Genomic DNA, 12931 nt, shown 5'->3' with positions numbered 1-12931 from the left:
CAGGTGCAAAGACGCACCCTACCGTCTTGGCACCTGCGTGCCAACGCCATATCAAAGGTGTACGCACGAGTAAAAGGAGCTGCGCGATCATGGGTAAAACGGTTCTTACCTTCGGCGAGATCATGATGAGACTCTCACCCAAAGACCACCTGCGTATTGAGCAGGCAACCGAGTTTGACGTCCGCTACGGCGGCGCCGAGGCCAACACTGCGCTTTCCCTGGCCTACCAGGGCGACAAGGCCGCTTACGTCTCCGTTGTCCCGGCCAACCGTCTGGGCGAGTGCGCCCTGCGTTCGCTGAAGGCCTACGGCGTCGACACCACGCGCGTCGTGCGTCAGGGCGACCGTCTTGGCTCCTATGTGTTTGAGGTCGGCGCCTCGCAGCGCGGTAACGGTTGCGTCTACGACCGCAAGTACTCTGCCATCAACATGGCCAAGCGCGACGTCTTTAACTGGGACGAGATCCTCAAGGGCATCGATGTCTTCTATTTCTCCGGCGTGACCCCCGCCGTCTCCGATGAGATGGCCGCCGCCTGCAAGGATGCGCTCGCCGCCTGCCGCGCCAAGAGCATCACCACCGTGTGTGACGTGAACTATCGCGGCAAGATGTGGTCGCCCGAGAAGTCGCAGGCCACCATGAGGGAACTCCTGCCGCTCGTCGACATCTGCATCGCCAACGACGAGGATGCGCCTGCTGGCCTCGGTATGACCTGCGTCTCTGGCTCCCTTGCCCACGGCATCGAGGAGCGCGACACCTACGTCGAGATGGCCCGTCAGATTTGCGCCGAGTACGGCTGCAAGAAGGTCGCTTCGGTCGTCCGCAACATCTCCTGCGTCGAGCGCTCCATCTGGATGGGCATGCTCTATGACGCCGAGAGCGGCGAGCACTGGTTCTCCCCTGCTCACGATGTGCACGTGCTTGAGGGTGTTGCCGCCGGCGACGCTTTCAACGCCGGCCTCGTCCATGCCCTCATCAACGACTTTGACCCGCAGGACGCTGTCAACTATGCGATTGCAGCCTCGATCCTCAAGCTCACCATCAAGGGCGATTCCAACTTGGTGACCGCAGGCGAGATCGCATCCGTGGCATCCGCCGCCGACGGTGGCACCCGCGTCGCGCGCTAGTCCGTCTCCATTCCGCGGGCCGCAGCTTTCCAATCCCATACCCCTGCGGCCCGCTCCCCGATTCCTCCGGCCGGGCAAAACCACCAGTCCCATTCCGGTTTTGTCTGGCATTCCCTACATGACTGGTCGAGCAGCCGGTTTTGGAATTGCTTGAACCCCAAGCAGTGCCTCCGATAACCAATCCAAAATCGGCTCCTGACCAGCACATTTGGTAATCACGCGCCCATGCGCGCCACGCATCGAAAGGAACATCATGTTCGATCAGTTCTACACCACGCTTGAGTCCCTGGGCATCGTGCCGGTCGTTGTGCTCGACAAGGTCGAGGACGCCGCCCCGCTCGCCCACGCTCTTATGGCAGCTGGCATGAAGTCCGCCGAGGTCACCTTCCGCACCGCCTGCGCCGCCGAGTGCATCGCCGCTATGGCCGAGGCCGAGCCCGAGATGTGCGTTGGCGCCGGCACTGTCCTGACCGTCGAGCAGGTTGAGCAGGCCCGCGCCGCCGGTGCCAAGTTCATCGTCTCCCCGGGTTACAACGAGGACGTCGTGAAGCATTGCATCGACATCGAGCTGCCCGTCCTTCCCGGCACCGTGACCCCCTCCGAGGTCACCGCAGCCGAGAACCTGGGCCTCAAGGTCACCAAGTTCTTCCCCGCGTCCCAGTATGGCGGCCTGAACACCATCAAGGCCCTCGCCGCTCCGTTTGTCGGTCACCGCTTTATGCCTACCGGCGGCGTGAGCACCGCCAACGTCGAGGAGTACCTGAGCTCCTCCGCCATCATCGCCTGCGGTGGCACCTGGATGGTCAAGCCGGCCCTGTTTGCCGACGGCGACTTCTCCAAGGTCGAGCAGATCGCCCGCGAGGCCATGGACGTCGTCAAGAAGGTCCGCGGCTAGGTTTAGCTCTCTATCGTGAAAGGGGGCGTGCCCTAGACCTCGCCCCCTTTCTTTTAAAGCGGCTCGGAAGCGCGCCGTTTCCGTCACGAACAAGAACCAAAACCGTCTTGTATGCTGATAGAACGTGACGGAAGCGACACGCCCCCGAGCCGCTTTGTATAATCGGCTGGCAGTCGCGCCCAGCCGAGCCACATCGACGAAAGCCGAGCCATCAAAACAGCTGCGGCGCCGTCTGGAGGAATGGACCTTTGCTTCCGGTCTTTCCCTCCAAGCGGCACCGCAGCGTTTTCGTGCCCCGATGTGCCCCGGCACTTGCGGTGGAATACGGACTGCCTACACCATCAGAGCCGCAAAACAATTCCTATTTCACTGCAACTAATGAGGGGGGGGCGAGTTAGATGGCCGTATCTTTGGACAGCTCAAAGTAGTCGGGATGCAAGGCGATAACCGGACCCTGCTCCTCGGGCATCAGATGCAAGTGCGTCTCTGCCAGATAGCTCGCCGTATCGGTGTCGCCTTCCTTAATGGCCTCCAAAATCCGACGGTGCTGACGACGAATCGGCTCCCAATCAAGGTCCTGAGATACCGCGCGCAGCCAGTTATACCGCTCAAAATGCGTATTGACGCTCTTCATCCAATCCCACAACATATGACGGCCGGCAATCTCAAAACACGTCTCATGGAACAGGTTATCCAGATCAAAGAAACGACGCGTCTCGCTATGGTCGAGCGACTCGGACTCGGTAAGAATCTGCTCGAGCCGATGCTTTTGCTCGGGCGTGGCGGCCGAACAGCATTTAATAAGCACGCTTCTCTCGAGTTTCTCGCGCAAGAAACAGGCGTTCTCGGCACGCTCCATGCTGATTTTTGAGACATAGGTGCCGCTTTTGGGACGCGTTTCCACCAGCTCCTGCTCACGCAGGCGCACAAAGGATTCGCGAATGGGCGTGCGCCCGATTCCCGTCTCCTTTTCCAGACCAATCGCCGAAAGGCGCGTGCCGGGCTTGAACTCGGCATAGATGATCTTAGAGCGCAATGCGTTGTATGCCTGGTCTTGCAGGCTCTGATAATGCTGGTGTTGTTCCATAAAGCCCTCGGATGAAGCCTCGGTTAATCGAATACCACCATGCAATACTATCGCATCCCCCGCCCCCTCATAAGTTACGGTGGAATAGTTCCTGTTCAAAGCCTTCAGCAGCAAAAACAGGAACTATTCCACCGCAACTTATGAGGGGGACGGGTACGACATGCCGTTGGTATAAAAAGCAAAGGCCCGCGGACAGTTTGATAGGCAACTGTCCGCGGGCTTGCGGTGAGACACGCTTGTCTTATGCGTTTCTCGCCTAGATAAACAGGCTCAGGATCAGAACCATGATGAGGCCGACAACGGAGTTGACGAGCTCCAACAGGCCCCATGTCTTATAGGTATCCTTCATCGACAGGCCAAACGACTGCTGGAACAGCAGGTAGCCGCCGTCATACATAGGCGTGATGGTATTGGATGCGCAGGCGCAGACCAGTACTGCAAGCACCGGGTTGATGCCAAACTGCGTAACCATAGGTGCCACGACGCCGGCAGCGGTGATGGCCGAGACGGTACCCTGGCCGGTGAGCAGGCGCAGGACCACCGTGATCACCCAAGCCAAAATCAGCGGCGACACCGGCATGAGGCTCACCATGTCGGCAAGCGTCGCGCCAACGCCAGAAGTAATGATGACCTGCTTCATGATGCCGCCGGCACCGATAACGAGCAGCACGTTCGCGACGCCCTTGATAGCATCGGACATAGAGCTAGAAATCTCTCCGCCATCCATGCCGCGCGTATAACCATACGCAACCATGGCAAGAATCATCGTGATGAGCATAGTGATATCTGCGCTACCGATGCAGCTGGCAAGATCGTATGCAAAGCAACCCTCGCCCACCGTGTTCTTGATAATCGAAGCCCCAATCATGATGATTGCCGGGAACAGCGGCACCAGAATGGAAAGCCAGAACGGCGGAAGCTCGTCCGCGGGCCTGCGCTCCGCCGGCTTCATAACATTGCCAAGCGGCATGTCATCGAGACCGGGGATGAAATGGCACAGCAAAAGACCAGAGCAGATAAGTGTCGGAATCGTGACGATCAGACCAAAGATGTAGACCGGCGGAACCTCGGCACCAAAGGCACTCACCAGCGCCATAGGACCAGGCTGCGGCGGAAAAAGAGAATGGCCCATCGTGGTACCAGAAACAGCCGGGATAATCAGGCGCATATAGGGGATGTCGGCCTCTTTGGCGATGCTGATAACGAGCGGCGTAACGATAAGGAACGCCACCTCGTAGAACATGCTCATACCAAAGATAACGCCGATGATCAGAAGCGCAACAGGCAGCAGCTTAATACCGAGCTTGTCAACGATAGTGTCGGCAATCTGCTGCGAGGCACCCGAATCGGTCATCAGTTTTCCGATGGCTGCGCCAAAGATAATGATCAGCGCAAGCGACTTAAGCGTTCCGCCCAGTCCATCTTCCATGGTGGTGACAAGGTCGCCCACAGAGATGCCGTCGGCAAGGGCGATAAAAATGGCGGAAAGAATAAGCGCAATGATGCTGTTGATTTTAAACTTAACGATCATGGCGACCAGCAGGACTACGCCCACCAGCACCCAAAGGAGTGAAACAACTCCCGCATTCATAGATAAGCTCCTTTTTAACTGGCAATGAAGCCAAGTGCTTCTATTCGAAATAGCCGCTTTTACTCGCTTACAGGTTGGCGACAATTGCCTGGGCGATCTCGTCGTACTGAGCCGACTCGAGCGTGACGCGACCGGGGTTCATGGCAAACACGTCGCCAAACTCAAACGGGTCGTCCTTGTACTTGGGGACGATATGCACGTGCAGGTGATGCATGGTGTCGCCGTAGGCACCAAAGTTAATCTTGTCGGGATTGAACGCCTTGTGCAGCGCTGCCGCGACGTGGCGGACATCGGCCATAAAGGCGGCGGCGTCTTCCTCGGACATGCAGGAGATGTCATCGACGTGCTGCTTGGAGGCCACGATTACGCGGCCCTTATGACTCTGCTCCTTAAACAAGATGAGCTTGCTGGCAGGCAGGTCAAGCATGGGGATGCCAAAGGCATCGACGAGCGTGTTGTCGGTCCCGCACATGCAGTACGAGCAATCGGTATGCTGTTCCATGGTGATCCTTTCAATCTGGACAATGATGAATGCCGCTTTTGCGGCAGGTGTAACCCCTCGTTTACACCACCAGATAATGGACAGATACAACGCATGCGTAGTCGATACGAAATCGGTTTCGTATCGACTACCGCCATGATACAGCCAACGAGTTGTTACGATTAGGTGAACGTTCACTTTTTATTGTTTTTCTCTTTGCAAATAGAATCCCGTGCGTATACTAAGGCTCAAACGAAACCGATTTCGTCAAGCGTGAGCAATAGGATGCTAAGACGCACCCTACCATCTTGGCATCCTATTGCCCACGCAATGTCATTTGCTTTCCTCCCGTCTCGCTGGCCCTTCAGTCCCATTCCGGCACAGCGAGACACTTCCTAGACAACTGACCGTGGGGCCGGCTTTTCTGCTTTAACAGTAGTGCCTCCGATAACCCTCTTTTGCCGGTCCGGGTCAGTTTTTTCACACAACCGAAAGGACGGGTAGCAACATGCGACCGCTCATCATCATGAATGGCGAGAAGATCGATTGGTTCCATATCGTCATCGGGATGCTGATGTATCTGGTGGGCGTTGCAGTACTGGCACTCGGTATGAGTCTCCAGACGGCATCCGGCCTGGGCGTCGTCGCGCTCACGTGCTTTGCCACAACCCTATCCATGCTCAAGGGCAAGACGCTCGGCTTTTGGATCACCGCGGCCTACGTCGCCTACATCGTGGCGCAATTAGCCATCTTGCGAAGCGAGTTCCAGCCGCGCATCCTGCTCGAGCTGTGCTTCTCAACGCTCATCGGCGGCTTCACCGACTTCTTCACGGCGGTCAACCCGCTGCATCCCGCAGTACTCCCCATACAGGTTGAGACCATGCTGCTCTCCCTCGCTGTCACTGCATTTGGCGTAAGTCTCGTCGTCAACATGGGCGTTGTCCCCAACGCGCCCGACGGCCTGGTGCAGGTCATTGCCGAAAAGATTAAACGCCGCTTTGGCGACGTAAAAGTCGTGTTCGACTGCTCGCATGTCGCCGTGTCTCTCGTTCTGTCGCTCGCGCTCATGCACAACCTGGGCGGCTTTGGCGTGACCACCGCCATCTCGGCGCTGTTCTTGGGCCATGTCATCAACATCGCTAATAAGCTGTTCGCTCAGCGCTTTGTGCGCGCGGCATTCAGGAAATAGCACCACCGTAAGAACCCGCAAACAGCGCTATACGTTGCTATATCTCACTATACTTTGCTATATCTTGCTATACTTTGCTATATCTTGCTATACTTTGCTATATCTTGCTATATCTTGAGCAAAGGTGGCTCACATGCAAACAAACCCTTTTAAGCCCACAGCAGGTAAAACACCTCCCACGATTATCGGCCGCGAAGATGTACTTGAAGAATTCAGTGAAGGCCTCACCAACGGGCCTGGTGCCCCTGGGCGCCTAATGCGCATAGCCGGCGTCCGTGGAACGGGCAAGACGGTCCTCCTTGACGAGTGCTCACGTTTGGCGCAAAGCCGTGGCTGGACGGTCATAAAAGAGGTCGCAACCGAGGGACTTTGCCAGCGCATTCTCGAACAGCTGCAGCCCAAATTCCAGGCCAAACACGCCAGATTTGAGCCCACCGTAGCTGGCATATCCATCGGCAGCATAGATATTGAGCGAATCGGCCCATCGCTACGCGACGCCATGAGACAGACAATATCCAAGAATGAAAATGGCCTGCTCATCACTCTCGACGAGGTTCAAGACGCAGAGCTCGATGAGGTCCGAACGCTCTCCATTGCGATTCAGCAGGTTATCGGCGAAGACCTTGATATCGCCTTTGTTTTTGCGGGGCTGCCTTCGATGATTGAAAGCATCATCAACGGAAAGACACTTACGTTTTTGCGCCGTGCCCTCCCCTTTGACCTGAAGGCTGTGGCAGTAACCGAAGTGTCGTACTCCCTCGAGGAAACCATTGAAGCGTCTGGCATGGAGTTGCAGCCAGGCATTGCCGGCCAACTTGCCGAGGCAACGCAAGGTTATCCTTTCATGATCCAACTCGTTGGATACTACGCATGGCAGTTGGCAAGACGCGCACATACACCGATTATTGGAGAAGAAGAAGCCGAGCGCGGCATTGCAACGGCACGCGAACGCTTCTGTGCCATGGTGATTGAGCCCGCGCTACAGCGCATTCCGCCCACGTGCATCGCTTATCTGCTGAGCATGGCATCTTTGGGGCAGACGAGCTCGACCAGCATGGTTGCCGATGCCCTAAACAAAACGCCTCAACAGGTGAGTTCCGTCCGCAGCCGCCTGTTAAGAGAATCGATTATCGAGGCTCCCTCGTACGGCAAGGTCTCATTTGCCATCCCCTACATGCGCGACTACCTCTACGAGCACAAAGCCGAACTGGAAGTTGAACTGTAGAAACGGCAACTGCCCTGCAAGACGAAAACCGTTTTCGTACGGATTTAAAGCAGACGTAAACGATTTTCGTCTTGATTTGCGTACGGAATTAAGACGTAAATTGCGCTTTCGTACGCTTATTACCAGACGCAAATTGTTTTCGTCCGGCCATGCGTCCCCAATCTAGACGAAAAGAGCCCCGAGCTCGTATTGAACTGCATCCCAATTCTTGGACGGGCGCCGATGCCCTGATCTCTGCCATGTCGAGGTGCGAGATCAAATCCTTGGCGCGCTCGCCGGAGTGGTATGCCTTGTTCGGCGCCACCTTCCTGTAGAGCTTCTTGAGCTTCGTCTTCCCCTTGTTGCCCGGCGGCATCTCCGTCTCAGGTGGCAGCCCTAGGAAGGACAGGACGCCGGGCAGGTCGCACAGCATCACGTCCTCGATGTCGGCCTTGGCCGCCAGGTCGACGACTCTCTGCGCTGTCGGCGAGATGTTCGGGGTGCTGCTACCGCCCGCTGGTTCGGAAGCTGGCGGGCAGTAGCGGGCAGTAGCGGCAGTAGCGGTGTGGCTCGATAGGCCCGAATATCCGTAAGGAAGGTGCTCGCTCTCATATGTGCTGATATGCCTCGCCTCGCGAACCTTGGGATGCTTCCTGAGGTAATCCCTCAATTCGAGCCACTCTTTATGCTCATAACGCTTCGAAATCGTTTCCCCGTCGACAGTTTCCTTCACATAATGGTATGTTCGAACGCCTTCGAACTTGCCGAACCCGTTCTCGACGCTGATGTTTCTGAACCAGCGCGAAAACCCATTCAGGTCCATGAAGTTGACTTGGGGATGCCTGTCTTTCGTTCGTTCGAATGAGTGGACGAGCGGAGTGCCTTTGACTTGTTCCAGGCCGAAGGCTTCCATTTCGCGGGCCTGCTCCTTTTTCCAGAATTCGAGATACGACGTCAGCGTCTCGCTTATCGAGATCCTCCGCACGCTTTTCTTGCTTTTGGGCGAGCGAACGCTTCGATCGGCCGCGAACTGCTGCTCAATGAGGATGCTTCTGTTCTCGACGGAGACATCGAACCACGTCATCCCGAGGGCTTCTGCCCTTCTCATGTCGGTGTCGAGCATGAGCATCACGCATGTGATGTGCGCGTCCGGTTCTCGATTGAGTAGGATGTCGAGTAGGCGAGCGGCGTGATGGTTCCTTCGCGGTTGTCGTGGAACTTTTTTGCGTACGAGCCGACGGTGTCCCTCGATTTTTGGACGTAGGTGCCGCTGTTGAGTTCTGCCTTGTAGGCTTCGAGTGCGGCGTCGACCTCTCGGCTTTTGGTGGTATGTATGGTCTGCCACGGCGAATAGCGGTATTTGCCCGTGACCGGATCCTTGCCGAGGCTGTGACGGTAGCGCCACGTGTATTTGTCGCGGCGTTGCTTCGTTCCTTTGCCTATGACGAGAGGTCGGTCGTTCATCGTGTTCCTTGCCTGAAGTGCCTGAGAATCGCGCTCGGTTGCGCGGAATGGCGCAAAGGGCTGGGGCGGGTGGGCATTACCCTTGGTGGAGGGCCCTGCGTGGGGTCACACCCCAAGGGTAATGCTCCGCCTGACCGCTTTCAAGCTCGTTGTGGGTCGAATTTGGGTCGAATAATTCCGCGTACTTTTCTTTCGTAAATCTATGAAAACATCAAATGACCTGGAGTTATATTGACTTCAATTTGGGTCGAAATGTCTGAATGAAACAACGTCGTAGCGACCTCATAACCCGAAGGTCGGTGGTTCAAATCCGCCCCCCGCGACCATGAAACTTCAGGTCGGAAGCATAAAAGCTCCCGACCTTTTTCTTTGTCTAGGGGTTTCGGCATCTCTCGTTCTTTGGGTACCTCGAGGCGGGCAATCAGATAGATGCTTACGAGTATCATAGGGTCTTTTTACGTCGCGGTCGTGTCTCGTACTGGTGCGCCGCTCTTTGTGGGACGTGTCACTTTGCCATAGGTTGTCCGGCGGCGGGGCGCAGGTCGTTCCCCGTGGCGTCGCTCCTTTCGACGCTACGCTGCCTGGCTACTCGTTCCACTGGTGCTTTTTCATGTCGACGCAGCCGTTGTCTCGGAAGGCGACTCCTTCCTCCGTCAGTAGTGCTCGCTGGTCGGGGAAGTTTGGCGCGAGGCGTCCCGCGTGGTTGACGACGCGGTGGCAGGGATAATCGCCGTAGCGATCCGCCTCGCTCAGCACCGCTCCGACCAGGCGAGAGTTTTTCTCCCTGCCGATGAGGCGCGCTATCTGACCGTACGAGGCGACGCATCCCGCCGGAATCTCTGCCACGACGGAGAGAATCTCATAAACCAAATCTTCGTCCAGGACTTTTCCCATCGTATCGCTCCCGTGTTCGCTTTTGCCTTCGGGGGCGCGGCGCCGATCACCCGTGCTGCGATTTTCGCAGCTCCTCTTACCGAAGCATCGAGGGAAAGCGCGTGCGTGTCAAGGTTGTCTGGTCCAGTTGTTGGCTCGATGCCTCGAGATGTTCGCCTCAAGTGCGACCTGCCCCTATTGGAAAAGGATGCCGAAGATGTATTTGGTGATGGCGGAGCGGCGGATGACCCCCACGAGTTTGCCCTCGTCATCAACCACAGGAAGCTTCTTGAACTTCTTCTTCGCCAGCAGCGCGGCGACGCGGGCGATGCTCTGCTCGGGACGGGCACACACTACCTGGCGCGTCGCGAAATCCATGACGCAGCGATCCTTCAGGTCTTCGATGCGCTGCTCAAGGCTCTGATCGTCGAAGTACAGCATGGACGCGTCGCCGCCCGTGAAGATGGTGTGAGCGCGATGCTGCGCGATGGCTCCCATGACATCGCCGTCGGAGATGAACCCGACCACCTGGTTGCGCTCATCGATTACGGGCATGCTGCTCACCTCGTTTTCGGCGAGCATGCGCACCACGTCGGAAATCGTGCAATCCTGCGTGCAGGTGAACGGCTCTTCAATCATGATGCTCGAAACGGGCGTCCCCTCGAGCTCGAGCGGGATGCGCTCGGACAGAATCTCGGACATCGCTTATGCCTCCTTCGTTTTCGGTGCGGTTTTCTTGGTGCGCACGCTGAATATGGCGCAGATAAGGGAAACGAGGCCGATTGCCGCGCACACCTTGTAAGCGACGCCCGCGCCCACGGCGGTGGCTACTTGGGTGCTCGCATCGACGCCGGCCGACGCGGTGACGCTTGTCATGACCGTGATGATGAGCGCCGTGCACAAACCGCCGGCGACCTGGCGGCCGGTGTTCGCGATGGCGTTGCCGTGGGCGATCATGTCATTTTTCAAGGCATTGACACCCCATGTGTTTACCGGCATGTTCGCGAGCGACTGGCCGGCGGACTGCAGCATGCAGAACAGCGCAACCACCAAGATGGGCGTGTTTACCGTCGAAAGCGAGAGCAGGAACAGGGCGCCGGTCATGAGGGCCAGGCCGACGATCGAGATGGCACGCGGACCGAACTTGTCGAACACCACGCCGGAGATAGGGCTGATGATGATGCCCACCGCCGCGGCGGGAAGCATGGCCATGCCGGTTTCGAAGGCCGAAGCGCCAAGCGAGGTTTGCAGCAGCAACGGCAACAGCGTGTTGGTGACCAGGCATGCGGCGTTGATGAGCGTGACGATGATGGCGGCCACGCGGAACTCGCGCGTCTTGAGCGTGCCCAGTTGAAGCAGCGGGTCCTCGATTTTGCCCTGGCGTACGACGAACAGCACCAAGCACACGACACCCGCGACGATCGAGCCGAGCACCACGGGGTTGCCCCAACCCATCGACGAGGCGCTCGAGAACCCGTAGAGAAGTCCGCCGAAGGCGATGGTGGAGAGGACGACCGAGGGCAGGTCGAGCTTGGGGTTCTTCAGCTCGCCCACGTTTTTCAGCATGAACACGCCCAGCACCAGCACGAGAATTGCGAGGGGGACGATGGCGCCGATCATGGTGCGCCAGCCGTACGTGTCGATCACCGCGCCGCCTACGACGGGGCCGACCGCGGGACCCGCCGACATGACGATGCCCGCCATGCCCATAGCCGTTCCTCGTTTCTCGACGGGGAACACCAGCATGGGAACCACCGAGACAAGCGGCATGAGCACGCCTGAGCCCGCCGCTTGCAACACGCGACCGATGATGAGGAACAGGAAATCAGGGGCTGCGGCGCACAGCAGCGTGCCCAGCGCGAACACCAGCGTCGCCCCGAAGAATAGCGCGCGGGTGCTGAACTTGTCGATAAGGAACGCCGAAACGGGGACCATGATGCCGCTCACCAGCGGGTATATGGACATGATCCACTGGGCAGTCGAGGCATCGATGGCGAAATCGGACATGATGACCGGCAGCGCAGGCGACATCACCGTTTGGTTCAGTAGCGCCAAGAAGGCACCCAGGACGACGACCGCGACGATGCGGATCTGGGTACCGGTAATGCGCCCATTGGCGGGCGCGACCGTACAATTATCAGACATAAGCTTCCTTCGTATCTATTCGATTCTTCGCCGAAGGCGCGCCGGCCCACGGGCGAAATAACATGCACGTGCTATGCGTGCATCAGATACGACAGGAAGAAAGCGGCTGCTCAGAGCGCACTTGGGGAACAACAGGAGAGGCCCCGTATACCAGGGGCCGCCGAATTGCGATGTATGCTTTGGTCAAATCCTTCATAGCGGGGAGGTATACTAGCAGCCGTCTTCGCCCCTTTCAAGGGATGTAACCCAGACGTTGATTTTCTTCACCGAGGCGCCATCGTTGACGGGTGGCGTGCTTCTCTATCGCCACACCGCGGGGCGAGGGAACGCCGCGGCGAGCTTGTACATCGGCTATGTGTGCAGCTGCGAGCGTGTCGCCGGCGCGCGCTGGGCGCCAGTCCGATCCGGCCGACTCTTGCCGACGGTCGGTCGCCGTCCTCCTCCATCTCCGCCTGCTCTGTTTTTGCTCGGCTCCCTTGTCGTATCATGGACGGACGAGAATTGAGCGAAGGCGAGCTCGAAAGCGTGGCGCGCGCCGTCGGCGGGATCGACGCTGTGATCGATCCAAAGGCGAAAGATGCCGACACGGTTGCGCTCGTACAGTATCTTGCTGCCGACCAGAAGTTCGAAAAGGTGCTCGATAACCAGCAGATTCTTCGTGAGCCCATCGTTCGCAACGGCCGCCAGGCAACCGTTGGCTACGAGCCTGACGTGTGGAAGGGCTGGGAATAAAGTGAAGCGCCCACGCCCGTGGTTTTATCCACGGACGCGGGCGCTTGCGTAAGACGTCTCTTGTCGTTTGAGTGGAGCGCCCCGGCGGCGCTGAACAACGCGCCCCGGTGACGTGGCATATGAACTCGGGGCTCTTTGTGCCGCAC

The 12931-nt window shown here is 57.9% G+C and carries 13 protein-coding genes; 5 read left to right on the top strand and 8 right to left on the bottom strand.

What is annotated here, in order from left to right:
• Nucleotides 1–89 precede the first annotated feature (89 nt).
• Together AB5767_RS05075 and eda are read left to right on the top strand one after the other, a co-directional pair.
• On the top strand, nt 90–1124 hold the full coding sequence (locus tag AB5767_RS05075; protein WP_368132266.1) for a sugar kinase: 1035 nt from the start codon (nt 90–92) through the stop codon (nt 1122–1124).
• A gap of 253 nt (nt 1125–1377) precedes the next feature.
• Nucleotides 1378–2019, top strand: coding sequence for a bifunctional 4-hydroxy-2-oxoglutarate aldolase/2-dehydro-3-deoxy-phosphogluconate aldolase (gene eda, locus AB5767_RS05070; protein WP_006234738.1), 642 nt, complete (start codon nt 1378–1380; stop codon nt 2017–2019).
• A gap of 394 nt (nt 2020–2413) precedes the next feature.
• Here the strand turns inward: eda and AB5767_RS05065 are convergent, their stop codons facing one another.
• The 3 genes from AB5767_RS05065 to AB5767_RS05055 all read right to left on the bottom strand — a co-directional run bounded on the left by AB5767_RS05065 (nt 2414) and on the right by AB5767_RS05055 (nt 5199).
• Entirely contained in the window at nt 2414–3106 is a 693-nt protein-coding gene (locus AB5767_RS05065; protein WP_349091161.1) for a GntR family transcriptional regulator, read from the bottom strand.
• Between the two features lie 256 nt (nt 3107–3362).
• Nucleotides 3363–4697, bottom strand: a complete 1335-nt coding sequence (locus AB5767_RS05060) for a gluconate:H+ symporter (protein WP_161115492.1) — start codon at nt 4695–4697, stop codon at nt 3363–3365.
• 67 nt (nt 4698–4764) lie between these two features.
• Nucleotides 4765–5199, bottom strand: coding sequence for an HIT family protein (locus tag AB5767_RS05055; RefSeq protein ID WP_196031456.1), 435 nt, complete (start codon nt 5197–5199; stop codon nt 4765–4767).
• Nucleotides 5200–5686: 487 nt separating this feature from the next.
• Between AB5767_RS05055 and AB5767_RS05050 the strand changes: the two genes are divergently transcribed.
• A complete protein-coding gene (locus tag AB5767_RS05050) occupies nt 5687–6367 on the top strand; it encodes a YczE/YyaS/YitT family protein (protein ID WP_349091159.1) in 681 nt (226 codons plus the stop codon).
• 133 nt (nt 6368–6500) lie between these two features.
• Entirely contained in the window at nt 6501–7592 is a 1092-nt protein-coding gene (locus AB5767_RS05045) for an ATP-binding protein (protein WP_349091157.1), read from the top strand.
• 88 nt (nt 7593–7680) lie between these two features.
• On the opposite strand, the gene AB5767_RS05040 is transcribed toward AB5767_RS05045, so the two are convergent.
• The 5 genes from AB5767_RS05040 to AB5767_RS05020 all read right to left on the bottom strand — a co-directional run bounded on the left by AB5767_RS05040 (nt 7681) and on the right by AB5767_RS05020 (nt 12053).
• Complete coding sequence (locus tag AB5767_RS05040) at nt 7681–8694, bottom strand: hypothetical protein (RefSeq protein WP_368132414.1); 1014 nt, start codon at nt 8692–8694, stop codon at nt 7681–7683.
• A 5-nt stretch (nt 8695–8699) separates the two neighbouring features.
• Complete coding sequence (locus AB5767_RS05035) at nt 8700–9035, bottom strand: hypothetical protein (RefSeq protein WP_006234743.1); 336 nt, start codon at nt 9033–9035, stop codon at nt 8700–8702.
• 585 nt (nt 9036–9620) lie between these two features.
• On the bottom strand, nt 9621–9929 hold the full coding sequence (locus tag AB5767_RS05030) for an MGMT family protein (RefSeq protein WP_006234744.1): 309 nt from the start codon (nt 9927–9929) through the stop codon (nt 9621–9623).
• 174 nt (nt 9930–10103) lie between these two features.
• A complete protein-coding gene (locus tag AB5767_RS05025) occupies nt 10104–10610 on the bottom strand; it encodes a CBS domain-containing protein (RefSeq protein ID WP_006234745.1) in 507 nt (168 codons plus the stop codon).
• A gap of 3 nt (nt 10611–10613) precedes the next feature.
• Nucleotides 10614–12053 (bottom strand): MDR family MFS transporter, encoded by a 1440-nt coding sequence (locus AB5767_RS05020; protein ID WP_368132415.1) that lies wholly within the window; start codon nt 12051–12053, stop codon nt 10614–10616.
• A 501-nt stretch (nt 12054–12554) separates the two neighbouring features.
• On the opposite strand from AB5767_RS05020, the gene AB5767_RS05015 reads away from it, so the two are divergent.
• Nucleotides 12555–12785, top strand: coding sequence for an arsenate reductase family protein (locus AB5767_RS05015; RefSeq protein ID WP_230320329.1), 231 nt, complete (start codon nt 12555–12557; stop codon nt 12783–12785).
• Nucleotides 12786–12931 lie beyond the last annotated feature (146 nt).

The sequence above is a fragment of the Collinsella aerofaciens genome, assembly GCF_040926265.1.
GTDB classification, from domain to species: domain Bacteria; phylum Actinomycetota; class Coriobacteriia; order Coriobacteriales; family Coriobacteriaceae; genus Collinsella; species Collinsella aerofaciens_BB.
Note: the sequence above shows the minus strand (reverse complement) of the source record. Positions and strands in the feature narration are given on the sequence as shown.